Source organism: Shewanella sp. JNE2, assembly GCF_023159115.1.
GTDB lineage: Bacteria > Pseudomonadota > Gammaproteobacteria > Enterobacterales > Shewanellaceae > Shewanella > Shewanella putrefaciens.
Window position 1 is genome coordinate 3,320,657 of sequence record NZ_CP096169.1, and the last position, 17,497, is coordinate 3,338,153.

Consider the following 17,497-nt stretch of genomic DNA (forward strand, 5'->3'; position numbering starts at 1 on the left):
ACTTTGAGAGTACTAAGATGATAAAATTACTTAAATCTTTACCAGCACGCTGCTGGTTTATATCACTGGGGCTTTTTCTGGCGACTTTGGCTGCGGCTCATTTTTTTCCCTCAGAAATATTAACGGCATCTGCCAAGTTAGCGGCTTTGCCATTTCTGATTTGCACCGTCGTTTTTTTCAGCTACTTGGGATTCAAAGCGACCTGTAATCCCATCGGACTTATAGCCATCATCACTATGCTTGTAGCAATCGCATATTGGCAAGCGAGTTGGACAATTTTATGTGTCGGTTTAGCCTTCTTAGGCTTAAGCGGACTAATCCATTTATTTCAAAGACAACTGAAAGATACCGGTCGAGAACTAAGCCTGAGCGAAAAAAAATATTGGTACTGGGTAAACGAATTTGCAGATGGTCGCTCATCTATCCTCCCTAAAAAAACAAGGTCATAGTAAATTGACTGCTTTTTTACTTATACTCAAAAAATTGATTGGCACTTTCGTACTACGAATGAAAAATGCCATTTCCATCAATGAATACGGATCAACTCAAGTTCGTTACCCAGCACAACAGGACAGTTCTTTGACATCCTTGTTAAAGGTTTGGGCGCAGAGCTTCAAACCCTCCACCATAGTCAGGTAAGGGAAAAGCTGGTCGGCTAATTCCGTCACCGTCATACGGTTGCGGATCGCCAGCGCCGCACTCTGGATCAGTTCTCCACCTTCATGCGCCAGAATCTGCGCCCCGATCAGGCGGCCAGTGGCTTTTTCCGTCACCAATTTGATAAAACCATCGGTCTCGAAATTCGCCAGTGCGCGCGGCACGTTCTCCATCTCCAATACACGACTGTCGGTTTCAATGTCTTGTGCGTTGGCTTGCTCTTCCGTGAGCCCAACAGTTGCCACCTGGGGATCGGTAAAAATCACTGCTGGCATGGTGGATAGATCCAGTTTGGCGTATCCGCCCGTCATGTTGATGCCGGAACGGCTACCGGCGGCCGCGGCGACATAGACGAATTGCGGCATGTTGCAGCAGTCTCCGGCGGCGTAAATACCGGGAACATTGGTTTCCATGCGTTCGTTAACAACGATTTCGCCCTTTTTGTTGGTCGTAACACCCACCGCGCCCAGATTGAGTTGGCAAGTATTGGCGTGTCGCCCGGTGCTTACCAGCAAACGATCGCAGCGTAGATCGCCCGCGTTAGTTTCCAATGTAAATTGGCTTCCATCGTGGGTCACCTTGGTAGCTTGCGTACTGTTTAATACTCGAATGCCTTCTTTTTCAAAACATCCGGTGAGTTTTTCACCGAGCAAGGGATCTTCCCGATAAAGCAATGTATGTCTTGCTAATATGGTGACTTCACTGCCTAAACGGCGATAAGCCTGGGCAATTTCCAGCGCTACAACCGACGAACCAATCACGACCAGGTGCTGCGGCAATTCCTGAGCAAACAGCGCTTCGGTAGAGGTCCAATAAGGTGTTTCAGTTAAACCATCAATAGGAGGAATGGTTGGCGTGGAGCCGGTAGCGATCAGGATTTTATCGGCGTGAACTGCCTGCTCGGTTCCATCATTTTTTCTGACTATCAGGGTGTTGGCATTTTTAAATTGCGCCCAACCTTTAAGTAAACTAAGCGCAGGATTTGTCTCCAGAATATTCTGGTACTTTGCCGCGCGCAGCTCTTCGACCCGAGCGGTCTGCTGCTGAGTCAACAAGGCTCGACTCAATTGGGGCGCATGATTTTCCAGTCCGGTAAAGGGATTATTGCGTTGCTGCTGAGCCAATTGAGCGGCGCGGATTAGAATTTTTGAGGGTACGCAGCCGACATTCACGCAACAGCCGCCAATCACATCGGCTCCCTCAATAAGAGTGACCTTGGCACCACCTTCAGCGGCTTTAATAGCGCAGGCAAAAGCGCCGGAACCCGTACCGATAATCGCCACGTTTTGAGTTTGGTTGCTTTCAGTGTTGCTTGCATTTTCGTTGTCACAGCAGTCGTTCGGTGAAGTAATTTCTTTTGCAGTGCCAGTGGATTCTTTTGCGATATAACCGAGAGCTTCTATTGCTCCAATGAGAACGGTTACGCTGACCCCACCGTTCGTGGTGATCGTTGCTCTGGCGTTTTCATAAGATATTTCAACCTTATTAACGCCTTCGATCGCATCGAGTGCTTCTTTAACGTGGGCGACGCAACTTGGACAGGTCATCCCTTCTATCGATAGTAAGATCATTCGTTTTCCTCAAATAGTAGTCAGGCATTGCGTCGTGTTAAACAGCACAGCTGTCATCATCACAGCGTTTATTCGCCGGTGAAAAAATATCCCAAAGCGATACGGCAACCATCAGGCCTAATGCTGAATAGGTGACATAGCTGCTCCAGCCGTACTGGAAAAACGGATAGAGCGATAACAGCAATAAAATGGGGCCGGCCACACCCAGCGCACTACGGTGCCATTGCCGGTAGCTGAACCAGCCAAGTCCGTTGAGTACCAAGGCAATCCAGGCAAACAGGGGTAATAGCGTGCTAACAAGCAGACCTTCCCATTGGCTGAGAAAACCCAGTCCTACCGCAGCGCCCAGACTGGCAATGGCCGGGAAACACATGGCGCATCCCATAGCAGAAACCAGCGCGCCCAATGAGCTAATCTTATCGCCGAACCGGGTCAGTAACCGTATTAGCATTTCTATGCTTTACTCCTTGAGCGTTGACGGATAACCCGCGTTAGTGGTGGCTTCGGTCAGTGCTTTTACCGTGGTTTTTTCGTCGTCGAAGGTGACCACCGCCAGTTTGGTCTTAAAGGTCACTTCGGCTTTACTGACGCCATCGACTTTTTGTAAGGCTTTTTCCACGGTAAAGGGACAGGTCACACAGTTCATGGTTGGGACTTCCAAAGTAACTGTTTTCGGGGCAGCTAAAGCGTTCAGGCTGGTCAGTACGAACAGGGACATTAGGGCGAGTGTTTTCATAATTTTCTCCAAGAGCAAGCCATAAAGATTTAATCAAAATAAAAGGTTAGAAATCGTCATCAGGCGAACCAGACAATCCAATAATTACTGGTGACTAAAACCAACGCAGTCAGTGCCGTTAACCAAAAGATCACCTGCCGACGTTTTCGCACTTGAGGAACTACACAGGCGGTGCCTGGCTCACAGTCCTCGACGGGGCGATAGACCTTCCAGCCTGCGAAGCCAAATAAGGCTAAAACCAGCAGGATAAAAATGGGACGATAAGGTTCTAACAAGGTTAAATTACCAATCCAGGAGCCACTCACGCCTAGCAGCAACAAGACGAAAGGACCAGCGCAGCAAAGACCAGCGCCAATAGCGGCAATAACACCGCCGATGATTGGAAAGTTGGGATTACTTTTTGACATAACTCACTCTACTTATCGTACTTTAGTAAAACAAGTTTAAACCCCGTACCCAACTACGGAGTCAAGATAAAATTTGAATCATTATTAATCTTCAGGAAGTAGGGAATCAATAATGGGACAGTGGGATTGGTTAGTATTAGAATTACACTCATTCAATAATTCTGTGAGAACGGTTTCTAAGCGGCGAAGACCTGCTATTTTGACTTTCACACTTGCAAGCTTGTATAAAGTCATTTCTTGCACTTCTATACAGGGAGTGTCATTAAGGCTGAGTAAATTGGAGATTTCTTCCAAAGTGAACCCAAGATCTTGGGAACGTTTAATGAATTTTATTCGGTTTAATGTTGCCAAAGGATAAAGTCGGTAGCCTAGATGCGGTTTTTCAGGTTTTTCTATAAGACCACGTCGTTCGTAATAACGAACAGTCTCAACATTGATACTAGCTTGTTCGGCTAATTTTCCAATTGTGTACATGTGTTATATTTCTCCGTATCTAAGTACGGAGAAATATATCCCTATCTACGTAATTAAGCCATAAAACTTCGTTAGCCTTGAGCTTCTACTCCTTGTTTTATTTATTTCCTGATGCCTGGTTATATGCCCTAATATCGATCAAGTTGTTCTGAGCATAATCTCCCGCAAGGGATGCATTTGAGATCACCGCTATCTGCTTATCCACAAATGCTTTATCTTCTTCAGACACACTGTCAGGGTTGTAAGCGCCACTCTCATCCTTTTGACGATACTCATTTAGCATTTGCTCCCTTAGGCCAAGCATTTCAGGCGACCAACTCGATGAGTCTTCAGAGTTGAATACGCGCCCCGCCAAACCTTCATTGAAAGCTTGAGCGAACACTTGACTTTGAATCGGGGTCAATCCCATTCTCTGCCCTTCGCTGTATGCTTCCTTTTTAAAATCATCAGCATACTGCTCTAGGAACTCACCATATCGATTGTTAACTGCCGCACCGAATGCCCCCGCCAACATGGCTTCAGACTTAGTGCCCCAGTTTACTTCGGAAGCATACTGCGAACTCGATCCACTGTATGCATCATTAAACGCCGTCAATGGGTTTTCCAAAGAGGTTCCTGCATCAACGGCGGCTTTTAAGCCATCCCAGGTTGATTTGCTGGCCACCGTAGCGTTGTGCAAGAAACCTCGTGAGCCAGGATCTTCAAGCGCTTGTTCTTTGTAACTCTCATAGTCTTCGCCAAAGTGATTCAAGGTATGCAGTGCTGCATCAGTATGCTTGCCACTGAAATCACCAATAGCACTGGCGCTGTTGAAGAACATTTCAGCACCAGAAACTCCGCTATCATCAGCCATAATGCGTGATCGCCACTGAGATCCAGCTTCACTGTTTAGTCCAGATTGATAGGTACTTGTGTCAGTAGCTACGGCCTGCTGAGCTTGCTGCTGATGCGCATTCAACTGTCCATCTATACCAGACAGATTGGTTTGGTAAGCCGATTGAGCTGCGTTGAACTGAGTTTGAACTGTTGCTGCATCCTCGTAGCCGCCCAATACACCCGATTCAACTTGGCTTTGAGTACCACCAAAAGTAGGTGCAGTTGATGACAAGCCTTCATTTGAGCGCGGCTGAATTGATCGTAAATCCGCTCCGGTAGCCATGGCCATAACAGTCATTGCTGCTTGATAATCATTGTCCCGTTCAGCGGGCGTTGAAGAATTGCTATAGGTTAAAGACTCCATAGCTGCGGCCACATACGCCTGATTATCATCAGGTAACAAGCGCTGATACATTGGAAGGTTTTCACGTAATCGGTTACCGGCTTCAACATGCTGGTTCATATAGCGACCTAAATAATCCATGACTTCAGGATTATCCGCCGCTAATCGGGTTAACGTCGCACCATCAGTATTTCTTTGTCCTGATAGACTGTAGCTGGCCTGATCAAGCTCACTAAAGCGGTTTGATGCCGTGACAACGTCTTGTGCTGAACTCTGAAGAGACTGATAGTCTTGGTTAGACAAGGACATCTCAACGCCAGAACGTCTTGAATCTGAAAGGTCCTTAACCATTGCATCGCGATACTCAGCACGTCGTGAATCACTTGATGCCAAGCTTTGCATCTCCCCAGTGAGCGTATTTGCGGTCGTAGATCGAGAACTGCCTTCTGATGACTCAACTTGGCCACTAAAGTTACCACCTAGATCCAACCCAGCTCGTAACCGTGATATTTTTGGCACTCTTGAGGATTCAGGCTTATCGACTCCAGGCAAGCTACCTTGTGGGGAGTCATTCCCCCCTGTACCAAGTAATCTTCCCAAGAACCCTTTGTCTGCTACTTCTTTATCACCGGTATTTGTAATAGTTCCATCGCCACCGACCCTTAGGCCTCCCGATAACACGCCAGATACCAAGCCACGTACAGCGTCTTTTTTATCGTCTCCGAAACCATACCGTGTTTGCAGGTCATCAGTAACCTGATTAACAACGGCGCTAGATGCGGAATTAGAAGAACCGATCTGACGTCCAACCGAAGAAAGGTTGTCGTAACTTAGCTTTTCACCAAAAGTTCGACTCATGGTATTGCCAACCTGACGACTAAAGGCTTGAGTTGCCTGAGTCATGGAATCTTTTGCAGAGCCGACCATTGAACCCACTGCGTTTCCGACAGAGAAACTGCTTAGTAAGTTTGACGCACCGGTCATTGCAGAACCAGTGAGGGCTGAATTTTGGAACATTGACTGTGATTGCATCACCGGGGCATTTTTTGAGACATCTGGACTAGCCAGCTTTTCATCAATGGCATCGCCGTTTTGAAGACGTCCAGCCAAGTGGGTTGCGGTTATTGCTGAGCCATACACGAGCATGAGCGAAATTGCCGGAACACTCGACGCCAACATGCCGCCAGTAGCTATCCAGGTTTGCAGCACTGAATCCATCTGCATCATCCCAGCAAAAGATGGCACTTCTGTACCTGCAAAGGCATCAAGAGCCGACATTTTCCCTGCAACGGTTAAATGAATATACAGGTTAATGATGGCCATGACAGGCATCCAAAGTTGAATCCAAAGCAGGATTAACAAGTACTTCCCGGCCATTCGCATCCCGATTTGGCCAAGGGCTATCACAAAGGCCATCAATGGGGTGATGGCGTAAATGAAACCCTCAAAAAACGTCATCATCGGACGAACAATGCTTTGGAACAGGGTCTGCTCCGCCGCCCATTGCGTATTGCGCTGCTCAATTGCTTGGTTAACCATAACGGCTGCGGTGAAAGCTTGATCATCCATATACTTGCCCGTCACGCTTTGTTCATAAATAGGCAAAAGCACTGACGCGGTCATGTACTCTTGGGTGTTAACCGAAGCCAAACCAAGGTTATTCAGTGCATTTCGGATCACGTCATCAGTATCCGTTGCTGACGAAGTCCCCAATGAGGCTGACAAAACCTGTTTAAGCCTTGGAATGAAGGTTGATTCTGTCATGAGTTTCAGCTGGCTATAGGCATCGGTGCAGTCCAAATCACTACTGCTACCACTTAGCATGATGCGCGTGCCATAAATGCGCGAATCAAACCTAATCGCAGTCATCGGGTTAGGATCACTTAGCACCTGATCTAGGTTCTTTTGGCCTATGTCGATGCCAATCAAGGTGCATTCTTTGATGTAGTTAAACCACGATTGTTCGATATCTGAGCCACCGACACGATTTGCATCACCCAACCCAGAGCGATCCATCACCTGTTTTCTCACTTTAATCAGTGACTGTAAACTGGATGCAAAGCCGTATTCCGTCATGGCGGGAGTTGAGAACGCCGTTTCAAACAATCGCGTGATTTGAAAGCCAACAGTCGAAATCGTACTGCCTGCGGCAGCAACACCGATGGGCACATTATCAACCACTCGAACTTGTCCCGTGTACGCATCCTCAATGCTCACTCGGGTACTGGGTCCAAACATGGTTGCAAAGACTAGCCATGAGACTAAGACGTGTTGAAAGTTAATCCCACGACCACCTTGCATTAAGGCCTGAACAGAGACCATCAATACCCCAATGAGCAAGCCAATGCGAACCATTGAAGTAAAATCGCCTGTACCAGTGATCATCGCGACAGCGTTCAGGACCTGCTCTAAAAAAGCCGAATCCCCGATGGAATAGATTTCCCACATGACCTATTCCCCCAGCGCCGTAGATTTAACGGTGTAATAACGCTGTTTGCGAATGGTCTGAATCACCTGGTTAAAATGCGCCAGCAATTCTTGCTCTGAGCCGTATCTTCGCTGCAACGCAGCGTACTCCTCATTGATTTGGCGACGTGCACGTTCAAGGTCTTCGGTTAACAACTTCGCATAGGCATGATCTTCCACACCAGATGTGCTTCTAGCTGCGTTGAGCATGTCTTCAACCAATGCCCGGGCCATCTCAACAGCAATAAATGGCGCAGCTCTTGAAGCAAACGACCTAGCAGCCCCTTCATTTAATGCTGAAAGTGTTCGAATCATGCCGCCAATGCTTGCAGGAGCCGAGGTCATAAAAGCCTTTTCGGTGGTGCTAGCTGCCCCAGTATTCCGAGCAAACTTAAATATAATGCCGTTACTAGAACCTGTACCAAGAAGTAAATTTTCGACCTGAGTTGATAACCCGGTTAGGGTCACGTTAGCGATTGTCGGATTTAGACAGCCGTCTTGTGTCACTGTGTCACATCGGTACATAGCGACGTTACCGCCATGAATTAGATGCTCAATAGTCACTTTATTGCCATTCAGTCTGGTCAGTTTTGGGGCTTTACCTTGACCATCAGCCGCATTCGCTAAATCACCAACGATGATCGAGCCAGTCACCGACATAACCGCTTCAAGAAAACGATCATCCCCCGATGCAAACCAGCTTGATGCCGAGTGACGTTTCAGTGCTCGCCAGACCAAGTTACCTTTAATCGTTTTGTTCACATCAGATGCCGCGACACTTGAAGCATTCTCATAAGGGTTCTTACCGTTGGACTCACTCCAACTGGTAAAAACGTCTCCAGCCCCTTTGAGAGAGCTCAACATGCTGGCTTCTGTTTGCCCCTTCTTACCAAAAGCAGCCAGAGTATCGTTCACGACTCCCTGAGCCATTTGACAGGAATTGCCAAAATATTCGTTCAACTGCTGGATTTTCTTTTGCAGTGTCTCCATGTGCTGGGAGCATTTCTCACACATAGCACTGAGCGCCAATTGGAATGCGTACCCCTTGGCATTTGCCGCTACAGAGCGAAGTAATTGAACAAACTGATCCGCGTTAACAAATGACAAACTTCCAGCGAACATATCAATGCCGCCACAACCAGCTTGGAATGACGGAGGCACCATAGAGACGAGGTTTTCGTTCATGATCCTGTTACGAACAACAACACTTCCACCAGATATAACGCCACGCCGCTGACTCTCGAATACACCAGGCGCAGTGGTGTTGGTCATTGAACCAAACAACTGATTCATCTCCTGTTGCAAGCTTGCTTGGCTCATAGATGAAAAACCAATCGCACAGGCGATTAGCGATACTTGGAATACTTTTTTCATCGTTATAACCCTCCTTGTGCACGCAGATAGCGAACAAGGAACTCAGGGTCCTGTAATATTTTTTCGTTAAGCTCTTGGGCTGACATCGCGAGTGAAACGCCGGGCTGAACAGGTCTGGTGGCATAGTAAGTTTGATCGTCAATCCAACCGGCTTGATGGGCTGCAAGAATGATTCGATTATTGAGCTCATCAAGGCTCATTGCGCCCTGGCCAATCGGAGTGATGACATTAGGCGGGTCAACTAAGAAAACCGCAGGAACAGTCGTAACGGACAAGGATTGAGCTTGTCCTGAATCGACTTTGTAATTTGGAAATTCTCCACTTGGTAAAGGCAAGCCATCGACAGCAATAGCAAACACCTCAAAACCGTAGTTCAAAGCCATGGATTCGATGATAGGCGCTTGAGCATGGCAATAAGGGCAATCCGAACGATAGAAGAAGAACAAGCCAGCCCGTTTTGCTACTTCACCTAAAGCAACATCCCGTTGAGCGCCAGCTTCTCGATCCATCCGATTGGCAGCATAGGTCGCCAAGGGTCTACGACTGATTTCATCCAAAACAGGATCGCCCATGACAACCTGCTGACTAACATCAGCAAACTGTGAGCCCTTATCCATCATGACTCGCTGGAGATACAGATAGGCTCTGACATTCTCATTCGTCGGCTCATCAATTGCCTTGTCCATGAACGACTGCATGTGCTCTCGGAACCATGCGGCACTAAAAGGCTTTAGTTCGCTCTGACTGGACTCCACGAAACCAGCTTTCGGCTCTATCAGCTCATCAGGCTGCTCAGGTTCAGGAATAACCTGATACCAAAACCAGCCTTCCTGACCACGCTGATAGAATTGCCCATCACTAGCATGGGCGGGCAGGATGAATAGAAAGAAAATAATGATTGGGATGGTCACCCATAGGATGAACCAAGGGAACAAGGGGGTTCTCATTGTCAGCTCCAGAAAATTTCATAGAGCTAACATGCTAATGATCCCGGTAAGAGCGATTGGCCAGATAGATGAATGAATCGTATGTGTTTCTGACTAGCTGTTGTGACCAGTAACAGTAACAACAGCTAAATTTAACGAGCCAAATTTATGATTGGACCGCTTTGAGCGAATTGCAGACAGAACGTTGAAGCTAAAGGGCGCGCTTTAGCGCGTCCCATTTGAGCGTCGAGTTAGGCAGCGGAGCCCAACCGAGCGCAGTGATTGAAGACGACACGAAATGATTAATCATCGGAGATCATGGTGATACCCGTTCCCCACAAAGCAGTTCCGGTGGCGAAAAGTAAAGTGAACGGCGCGAAAAGTAAGAGTGGGGCGAAAAACAACATAAGAACTCCGACTATTACTGTGCCAAAGCATAGCCCCAGCCAAGCAATTTCCGCGGCTACTGCTCCAATCATCATAAGCACTCCGCAAATAATGAAGATCAGGCCCAATATTTTATTTTTCATAAATAGCCTTTGTGTCGAAATGGCAAAGTTTAATCTTTATCTTGGCTCGCGATCATGCAGCCTAACAGTTGTATATTGTGCTGGCACGCTTTCTCTGGTTTTACCAGATGAGACACCAGCTTTAACGTATTGATAAAAAGCGATTAATTACAATCAACCACTACTAGCTGCGACCCAAAGCGTGCTGGCACATTATTACTTTTCTCTGGCCTGTTATTTTTAGTTTGGTCCGCGCTAAGTATCTAAATTAGAGTGTTTTTCCTTCTTCAGCAACAAATAAATGTGCCTGTTGGTTTGTGCAAAGTGTGCCTGTTTTCTGGCAAAAGCAAATAACACTGTCTATTCGTCCAGATCTACAAGCAATGTCAGCTTCTGGCACAGAACCGATCGGCGCTTTGAGCGAAAAGCTGAAATAACGGTTCCAATAAAGGTGCATGCCTGAAATATTTCAAGTTAAACAGCCTTGTTTACTATTCTATTTGACTCAACAATATTCTTTAACTCAGCAATGGATAGCGGCGGATTTTGTAAATGAAGAATAGAATGACAATTGGGGCACACAGGCCTTAGGTCCTCAACAGGATCGAGGTTATATTCTTCTTTAACTTCAGCTATTGGTCTAACGTGATGCACATGTATAAACCCTTTAGCAATTTCGCCATAAATAACTTCTAACTTTAGCCCGCAAACGCAGCAGTCATAACCGTAATGATTTAAACATGCTTTTCTTGCATTTCGATCTCTTTCATATCTGTTTACTGTGATTTTAGTAACAGAGCCTTCAATGTAACTTTTATCAGTTACTTCTTCTGAAACTGATGCCAGAATCGCTTTCATTAAAACATAGTCAGGAAAGCTTGATATTTTTTGCGGGATATTTGTGCGTTTGCCTATTTTTATATCATTTCGAGCAAGATCTTCCTCGCTATTGACAATTACATAACCATTTCTATCAAACAAAGCACAAGGAAATTTGGTTATTGCGTAAGCGTCCATTTTAGGACGTCCTATTCCCACTTAAGATCGCGCGATAAGCTGTGCACTCATCATTACAGGAGAGTGATATGGCAAAGCGAGCTTACCGCAACGCTGCACAATGGCAGCAATTAATCGACTTATGGCACACATCAGAGCTGAGCATCACTGAGTTTTGCCAAACCCATCAACTGAGCACCATGTCATTTTATAAATGGCGGCAACGCTTGGCTGAGCAAACTGAACAAGCGCCTGTTCGCCAGGATTCACAGTTTATCGATTTATCCGCGCTTGCACATCACGGTAACACCCGCTGGCATATCGTCTTGTCACTGGGCAATGGCGTTGAACTTACCCTTAGCCAGCAATAATGTTTATCCCTGCTGCCAACCAAAAAATCTGGCTGTGCACCACACCCGTGGATATGCGTAAATCCTTTAACGGTTTAAGTGCCCTGGTGCGCAATAAACTTTGCCATAATCCACAAAGCGGCCAGTACTTTGTGTTTATCAATGCCCGCAAAACCCAGATGAAGGTGTTGTACTTCGAAAGCTCAGGCTATTGTGTCTGGGCTAAGCGCCTCGAGCAAGGCCAGTTTCCGGTGAAACCGCATCCGAGTGGGATCCAATCACTCACCGGTTGCACCCTGCAAATGATCGTTGACGGAATTACCGTACTTCGCCAGAAACAAGCGAAGCGCTATGGGCAGTCAATCGCTTGATAAGTCTGTATAATTGACGCTATGAAAATCAAGCCTTCATCCTCATCCAACGTGGCAACGGACGCCGAGACACGGGTTAATTTGACCAGTGAAATCGCGCGCCTGCAGAGTTTGTTGCAACAGGCTTCTGCAGAGAATCAGGCCTGGTCAGAAAAGTACGGCAAGCTGGAAACTGAGCATGCGTCATTGCGCGAAACCTTCGCAGGCATTCAGCAACGCTTAGCCTGGTTTGAGAAGCAGCTGTTTGGTCAGAAGTCAGAAAAGCGCGCCTTGGAATTGGGTATGCAGTTAAGCTTACTGGGCGATATGGTGCCAGCGCTGACCCAGCCTGAAGGCGAAACCGAATATACCACCTACACCCGCAGAAAAGGCAAACAGCGCCCGGATGATTGCGTTAATGACAGTGGCCTGCGTTTTAATGATAACGTGCCGGTGAAAGTGATTACCTTGATACCCGATGAGCTAAAAGGGGAAGAGGCCGACCAGTATGAAGTGATTGGCGTAAAAAGCACCTTCCGCTTAGCACAGCGCCCAGAGAGCTTCGACGTGCTGCGTTATGACCGGCAAATCGTTAAACACAAAGGCAGCGACACTATCCTGCCAAGCGCAGCGCCGTTTAATGTGCTGGATAAAAGCGTGGCGGATGTGAGTTTTATCGTCGGCATGTTGGTGGATAAATTCCAATACCACTTGCCGCTGTATCGCCAGCACCAGCGTTTAGCTGGAGCGGGCATTACTTTAAGCCGCAGCACACTGGGCACCATCGTGGCGCGCGGTATTGATTTACTCTATCCGATTGTGGATGCGATGCTAAGTAGCATCTTACAAAGCCAGGTGCTGGCAATGGACGAAACGCCGATTAAAGCAGGCAAAGCCGGGCCAGGTAAAATGAAGCAAAGTTACTTCTGGCCGGTGTATGGCGATAAGGATGAAATTGTTTTTACCTTCTCCACCAGCCGCGGGCGGCAACATATAGAAGAGATAGTAAAGCATCGCTTTAAAGGCACCTTATTAAGCGATGGCTACAGCGCCTATGCCAGTTATATCAAAGCCAATGAAGGCTTAACCCATGCCCAGTGCTGGGTGCACAGTCGCCGGCAATTTATTGAAGCGGAAAACAGCTGGCCAGCGCCGGCCAAAGAAGCGATTAGCCTAATCGCTAAGCTGTATGAGATAGAAGAGACTATCCGAAACCAAAAGCTCACGGATGACAAAAAACGCCAATACCGCCTTACACACAGCAAACCGGTGGTTGACCGCTTCTTTACGTGGTGTGATGATACCCTGCATAACCTGACGCTGCTGCCCAAAGACCCCCTCTCCAAAGCGATTGGCTATGTACAAAGCAAAGAAATGGCACTGCGCGTCTTCCTGGAAGACCCTGATGTACCGCTGGATACAAACCATCTGGAGCGGGCGCTTCGGCCCATACCCATGGGGAGAAAAAATTGGTTGTTCTGTTGGACAGAAATCGGTGCAGAGCATGTTGGCGTTATCCAAAGCCTGATAGTGACCTGCCGCTTACATAATATCAATGTAAACGATTATCTGACCGATGTGCTGCTGCGCATCAGCCAACACCCTGCCAGCCTGGTGCACGAACTGACGCCACGGTATTGGAAAACTAAGTTCGCTGATAATCCACTGCGCTCTGATCTCTTTGCTTTACCCGCCACTTCGGTAGAATAGCCTCCAGACGGAGGCGATATGCGCATAGAAGACCTAACCTTAGACGAATTACACGACCTGAACGAGCTTATCTGCAAGCGGATAGAGAACTTGCGTTTGCAAAACGATATCACTGTTCTAAGCCAGCTACGTTTAGGCCAAAAAGTGCACTTCAAGGCCAAAGAAGGCCAAGTGTTCGGGGTGGTCATCAAAATCAACAAGAAATCAGTGATGGTGGTCAGCGATGATAATCGCCAGTGGAAAATCCCACCAGGTCTGGTGCAGATCATGAAAGACATCTAGCCAGGATGCTTGGCCGAAATCTATAAGGCGTCAATACGTCCTAAAATGGACGCTTACGCCGCAAATGCCATTTCAGGAATTTAAAAGTCGCCTGCTAGCCCGAAAATTAGAATTGGAGCGCCAGGTCGCTGCCATTGAGCGCGACTTTGCGCAAGGTCGCAGTGCTGACTTTGCCGAACAGGCAACCGAACGCGAAAATGATGAGGTGCTCAGCGCGATTGAGCAAAAAGACCGGCAGGAATTAGCGCAGATTAATCGGGCGCTCGCCAGAATGGAGCAAGGTAACTACGATAAATGTGCACACTGCGGCGAAGCCATTAAACTGGCGAGACTGAACGTAATTCCGTTTGCCGAACTTTGTGTCCGCTGTGCCAAATAACCTTAGCAGACCGGCAGTGCCGGCCTGCTATTCCACTACTTATCCGCTACTTTTAATCCGGAACAACAGCGAATATAGTACCGGTACCGCCACCAGCGTCAGGATAGTGGCAAACGCCAGCCCCGCCATGATGGTCACGGCCATACTGTTAAAAAACGCATCCCAAATCAGCGGCAACATCCCCAGAATCGTAGTCAAGGCTGCCAGTAATACCGGCCGGATCCGGCTAACGCTAGCCTGGACTATCGCCTGAACCTTATCGCTGTTTTGCTGAATTTGCAGGTCAATTTCGTCTACCAGTACGATGGCGTTCTTCATCAGCATGCCTGATAAACTGAGAAAACCGAGCAATGCGGTGAAACCAAGGGGTAGACCCGTTGCCAATAAACCGGCGGTCACGCCACAGATAGACATCGGCACTATTAACCAAATCACCAGCGGTTGCTTCAGCGCACCGAACAACAGAATACTGATCACCAGCATCACGATAAAACTTAAGGGTAATTGCGCGGCCAGCGATTGCTGGGCTTCTGCGGAGCTTTCATATTCACCGCCCCAACTCAGTTGATAACCAGCGGGTAATGGCAGCGCCTCAATTTTCGGGCGAACCAATTTTAGGGCCTGATCGGCCGTGTAACCCCAGGCCGGTTCAGCTTCAACGGTAAGGGTTCTTAACCGGTCGCGGCGCTGAATTATCGTTTCTTCAGTTTGGGTTTGCAGCCCATTAATCACCTGCGTAATCGGAATATAGGTATTATCGTTAGCACTCCAAATCATCCGATCCTGCAGCCGGTCAATATCAAAGCGCTCGGATGCTGGCGGCCGCACCACGATGGGAATTTGCTTATCATGTTCGCGGTAGACACCACTGCGTACACCGGTGCTGGCAAACTCCAGTGTTTGCGCCAGATCAGTGCGATTAATACCGGCAATCCGCGCCCGCTTTTCGTTAAAGTCCGGTACGATCACCAGTTCGCGTTGCCGCCAGTTATGCCGTAAATCGGTGATAGCCGGCTCTTGACGCATTAATTCAGTAATTTGCTGGCCGAGCTGCCGTAAGATGCGCTCATCCGGGCCAGATACCCTGGCTTGCAGCTTAGCGCCACTGCCCGGCCCAAACATCAGTTGCTGGGTGTAGATCTCAGCCTGCGGTAAGCGCGGCGGCAGTTCAGTGCGCAGCCGCTGCATCAGCGGAGGGATCTGGTCTCGGTGTGCGGTACGGATAATCAATTGGCCATAGGCGGCATTCGGCTGCTCCGGTGCGTAAGTCAACATAAAGCGACTGGCACCCGAGCCAACGAAACTACTGACTGATTCGACTTCGGGTTGCGCCATTACAAAGGCTTCAATTTCTGCCAGATCACGCGAGGTAGCGCGAATATCTGAGCCCTGGGGCAAGAAGTAATTCAAGTAGAAAATTGGCGTGTTCGACGCCGGGAAAAATGCCTGCTTTACTTGCCCGAAACCGATAACACTAATTAGCGTTAGCAGCGCCAAACCGCCCAGAGTTAGCGCACGTTGGCGCAAGGCAAAGCGCAATACCCTGACATAACGCTGATAAAAACCGGCAGCATAGGGATCGGCAGCGGCACTATTGGCATCGACTTTAAACAAATAATGCGCCAGCAAAGGGGTGACACTAATCGCCAGCACCCAACTTAACAGCAATGAAATCGCGATGACGGCAAACAGCGAAAACAAGAACTCACCGGTACTATTCGGCGACAGGCCAATACCAGCAAAGGCCATAATGCCAATCACGGTCGCGCCTAACAGCGGGATCTGGGTACGACTGGCCGCTTCATCCGCCGCCTGCCGTGAACTCTGGCCACGCTGCATATTAATCAGCATGGTTTCTGCGACCACGATGGCGTTATCAACCAACATGCCCATGGCAATAATCAGCGCGCCAAGCGAAATCCGCTCCATCTCGATATTGGCCAGTTTCATAAAGAATACGGTACCCAAGACGGTAAGTAACAAAGTACCGCCAACGACTAAACCAACCCGCCACCCCATGGTCAGACACAGCACCGCAATAACAATGACCACGGACAAGATCAGGTTAACAATAAAGTCGTTAATGGCGTTATCCACCACCACATGTTGCTGATAGATCGGATGCAGGGTTACGCCAAGCGGGATACGCTCTGCCAGTTTCGCCAGATGCTGATCAACCGCTTTACCTACATCGACAATATTGGCATCGGTCAGACCGGAAATCGCCAGCGTAAAGGCCGGTTTGCCATTAAAGCGAATGATTTGCGATGGCACTTCAACTTCATCCCGGCGCACTGTTGCAACATCAAAAATGCTTAGTTGCTCGGTTGAGCCCGGTTTCCCAATCCGTAAATTTTCAATTGCCTCAATTGAATCCAGGCCGGGTTTGCTGTTCAGGCGAATCCTTTTGTCACCCACCTGCACCGAGCCGGCTTGTGCTACTGCATTTTCGGTTTGCAGGGTGTTGACCACCAATTGCAATGGCAGGCCAATCCCGAGCAAACGCTCATGCGAAATTTCTACGCTGATTTGCTCTTCCGGTTCGCCGGCGGTCTGGACTTTTGCCACCCCAGGCACCGTCAGCATCTCACGGCGTAAAAAAGTAGCCAGCTCGCGTACTTCGCGATCGGAAAAACCGTCAGTTGTCACGGCATAAAAAATACCAAATACATCACCGAAATCATCATTGACGATCGGCTTCATTACGCCGGTGGGCAGGCGAATACTGGCATCATTAACCTTACGCCTGAGCTCATCCCAAATCTGTGGCATCTGACTGCCGTCATACTTATCCTGAATTTGCACCCGGATTTCCGATTTACCCGGCATCGACTTGGAGGTAATACGCTTTAATTGTGATAATTGCTGAATAGCGGATTCCAGCAATTCCGTCACTTCCTCTTCCACTTCCAATGCCGTTGCGCCCGGATAATAGGTGACAATAATCGCCTCTTTCAGCGTAAAGGCCGGATCTTCTAAGCGGCCAATACTGACCAATGCCCAAAGTCCGCCCAAAAAGCACAGCATAATAAACAGCCAGGTATTAACCTGCTTTTCAATTGCATAACTGGCAATCCGCATCAGAAGGCTC

At 48.1% G+C, this 17,497-nt stretch carries 17 protein-coding genes; 6 read left to right on the forward strand and 11 right to left on the reverse strand.

Annotation, left to right across the window (positions count from 1 at the left end):
* The first annotated feature begins 17 nt into the window (after window positions 1–17).
* On the forward strand, window positions 18–449 hold the full coding sequence (eexR, locus tag MZ182_RS14875) for an entry exclusion protein EexR (protein ID WP_040132805.1): 432 nt from the start codon (window positions 18–20) through the stop codon (window positions 447–449).
* A 105-nt stretch (window positions 450–554) separates the two neighbouring features.
* Here the strand turns inward: eexR and merA are convergent, their stop codons facing one another.
* From merA to MZ182_RS14925, 10 genes are all read right to left on the reverse strand, one after another.
* Entirely contained in the window at window positions 555–2,228 is a 1,674-nt protein-coding gene (merA, locus tag MZ182_RS14880; RefSeq protein WP_248065753.1) for a mercury(II) reductase, read from the reverse strand.
* Between the two features lie 37 nt (window positions 2,229–2,265).
* On the reverse strand, window positions 2,266–2,679 hold the full coding sequence (gene merC, locus MZ182_RS14885) for an organomercurial transporter MerC (RefSeq protein ID WP_229706643.1): 414 nt from the start codon (window positions 2,677–2,679) through the stop codon (window positions 2,266–2,268).
* 9 nt (window positions 2,680–2,688) lie between these two features.
* Entirely contained in the window at window positions 2,689–2,964 is a 276-nt protein-coding gene (gene merP, locus MZ182_RS14890; protein WP_028867975.1) for a mercury resistance system periplasmic binding protein MerP, read from the reverse strand.
* A gap of 59 nt (window positions 2,965–3,023) precedes the next feature.
* Complete coding sequence (locus tag MZ182_RS14895) at window positions 3,024–3,371, reverse strand: mercuric transporter MerT family protein (protein WP_154715436.1); 348 nt, start codon at window positions 3,369–3,371, stop codon at window positions 3,024–3,026.
* An 84-nt stretch (window positions 3,372–3,455) separates the two neighbouring features.
* Entirely contained in the window at window positions 3,456–3,845 is a 390-nt protein-coding gene (gene merR / locus MZ182_RS14900) for an Hg(II)-responsive transcriptional regulator (protein ID WP_248065752.1), read from the reverse strand.
* 97 nt (window positions 3,846–3,942) lie between these two features.
* Window positions 3,943–7,512 carry a conjugal transfer protein TraG N-terminal domain-containing protein gene (locus MZ182_RS14905; RefSeq protein WP_248065751.1) on the reverse strand — a complete coding sequence of 1,190 codons (3,570 nt, stop codon included), beginning with the start codon at window positions 7,510–7,512 and terminating at the stop codon, window positions 3,943–3,945.
* 3 nt (window positions 7,513–7,515) lie between these two features.
* Window positions 7,516–8,904 carry a conjugal transfer protein TraH gene (locus MZ182_RS14910; protein WP_029628494.1) on the reverse strand — a complete coding sequence of 463 codons (1,389 nt, stop codon included), beginning with the start codon at window positions 8,902–8,904 and terminating at the stop codon, window positions 7,516–7,518.
* Window positions 8,905–8,906: 2 nt separating this feature from the next.
* Window positions 8,907–9,851, reverse strand: coding sequence for a thioredoxin family protein (locus tag MZ182_RS14915; RefSeq protein ID WP_125891652.1), 945 nt, complete (start codon window positions 9,849–9,851; stop codon window positions 8,907–8,909).
* A gap of 281 nt (window positions 9,852–10,132) precedes the next feature.
* Complete coding sequence (locus tag MZ182_RS14920; RefSeq protein ID WP_248065750.1) at window positions 10,133–10,360, reverse strand: hypothetical protein; 228 nt, start codon at window positions 10,358–10,360, stop codon at window positions 10,133–10,135.
* 453 nt (window positions 10,361–10,813) lie between these two features.
* Window positions 10,814–11,356, reverse strand: a complete 543-nt coding sequence (locus MZ182_RS14925) for an HNH endonuclease (RefSeq protein WP_248065749.1) — start codon at window positions 11,354–11,356, stop codon at window positions 10,814–10,816.
* 68 nt (window positions 11,357–11,424) lie between these two features.
* On the opposite strand from MZ182_RS14925, the gene tnpA reads away from it, so the two are divergent.
* From tnpA to MZ182_RS14950, 5 genes are all read left to right on the forward strand, one after another.
* Window positions 11,425–11,706 carry an IS66 family insertion sequence element accessory protein TnpA gene (tnpA, locus tag MZ182_RS14930; protein WP_032479672.1) on the forward strand — a complete coding sequence of 94 codons (282 nt, stop codon included), beginning with the start codon at window positions 11,425–11,427 and terminating at the stop codon, window positions 11,704–11,706.
* The gene (gene tnpB, locus MZ182_RS14935; protein ID WP_014610304.1) at window positions 11,706–12,056 is read left to right on the forward strand and encodes an IS66 family insertion sequence element accessory protein TnpB; all 351 of its coding nucleotides are present in this window, start codon (window positions 11,706–11,708) and stop codon (window positions 12,054–12,056) included. Before tnpA ends, tnpB begins: the two co-directional genes overlap by 1 nt.
* A gap of 21 nt (window positions 12,057–12,077) precedes the next feature.
* Window positions 12,078–13,745, forward strand: a complete 1,668-nt coding sequence (gene tnpC / locus MZ182_RS14940; protein WP_248065748.1) for an IS66 family transposase — start codon at window positions 12,078–12,080, stop codon at window positions 13,743–13,745.
* A gap of 18 nt (window positions 13,746–13,763) precedes the next feature.
* Window positions 13,764–14,027 (forward strand): transposase, encoded by a 264-nt coding sequence (locus tag MZ182_RS14945; RefSeq protein WP_248065747.1) that lies wholly within the window; start codon window positions 13,764–13,766, stop codon window positions 14,025–14,027.
* 64 nt (window positions 14,028–14,091) lie between these two features.
* Window positions 14,092–14,406 (forward strand): TraR/DksA family transcriptional regulator, encoded by a 315-nt coding sequence (locus MZ182_RS14950; protein WP_248065746.1) that lies wholly within the window; start codon window positions 14,092–14,094, stop codon window positions 14,404–14,406.
* 39 nt (window positions 14,407–14,445) lie between these two features.
* Here the strand turns inward: MZ182_RS14950 and MZ182_RS14955 are convergent, their stop codons facing one another.
* Complete coding sequence (locus MZ182_RS14955) at window positions 14,446–17,487, reverse strand: efflux RND transporter permease subunit (RefSeq protein ID WP_248065745.1); 3,042 nt, start codon at window positions 17,485–17,487, stop codon at window positions 14,446–14,448.
* Window positions 17,488–17,497: the final 10 nt, after the last annotated feature.

Bases quoted from the DNA above. Each gene is read 5' to 3' on its own strand.
- eexR (WP_040132805.1), top strand. From the start codon at position 18: ATGATAAAATTACTTAAATCTTTACCAGCACGCTGCTGGTTTATATCA.
- merA (WP_248065753.1), bottom strand. From the start codon at position 2,228: ATGATCTTACTATCGATAGAAGGGATGACCTGTCCAAGTTGCGTCGCC.
- merC (WP_229706643.1), bottom strand. From the start codon at position 2,679: ATGCTAATACGGTTACTGACCCGGTTCGGCGATAAGATTAGCTCATTG.
- merP (WP_028867975.1), bottom strand. From the start codon at position 2,964: ATGAAAACACTCGCCCTAATGTCCCTGTTCGTACTGACCAGCCTGAAC.
- MZ182_RS14895 (WP_154715436.1), bottom strand. From the start codon at position 3,371: ATGTCAAAAAGTAATCCCAACTTTCCAATCATCGGCGGTGTTATTGCC.
- merR (WP_248065752.1), bottom strand. From the start codon at position 3,845: ATGTACACAATTGGAAAATTAGCCGAACAAGCTAGTATCAATGTTGAG.
- MZ182_RS14905 (WP_248065751.1), bottom strand. From the start codon at position 7,512: ATGTGGGAAATCTATTCCATCGGGGATTCGGCTTTTTTAGAGCAGGTC.
- MZ182_RS14910 (WP_029628494.1), bottom strand. From the start codon at position 8,904: ATGAAAAAAGTATTCCAAGTATCGCTAATCGCCTGTGCGATTGGTTTT.
- MZ182_RS14915 (WP_125891652.1), bottom strand. From the start codon at position 9,851: ATGAGAACCCCCTTGTTCCCTTGGTTCATCCTATGGGTGACCATCCCA.
- MZ182_RS14920 (WP_248065750.1), bottom strand. From the start codon at position 10,360: ATGAAAAATAAAATATTGGGCCTGATCTTCATTATTTGCGGAGTGCTT.
- MZ182_RS14925 (WP_248065749.1), bottom strand. From the start codon at position 11,356: ATGGACGCTTACGCAATAACCAAATTTCCTTGTGCTTTGTTTGATAGA.
- tnpA (WP_032479672.1), top strand. From the start codon at position 11,425: ATGGCAAAGCGAGCTTACCGCAACGCTGCACAATGGCAGCAATTAATC.
- tnpB (WP_014610304.1), top strand. From the start codon at position 11,706: ATGTTTATCCCTGCTGCCAACCAAAAAATCTGGCTGTGCACCACACCC.
- tnpC (WP_248065748.1), top strand. From the start codon at position 12,078: ATGAAAATCAAGCCTTCATCCTCATCCAACGTGGCAACGGACGCCGAG.
- MZ182_RS14945 (WP_248065747.1), top strand. From the start codon at position 13,764: ATGCGCATAGAAGACCTAACCTTAGACGAATTACACGACCTGAACGAG.
- MZ182_RS14950 (WP_248065746.1), top strand. From the start codon at position 14,092: ATGCCATTTCAGGAATTTAAAAGTCGCCTGCTAGCCCGAAAATTAGAA.
- MZ182_RS14955 (WP_248065745.1), bottom strand. From the start codon at position 17,487: ATGCGGATTGCCAGTTATGCAATTGAAAAGCAGGTTAATACCTGGCTG.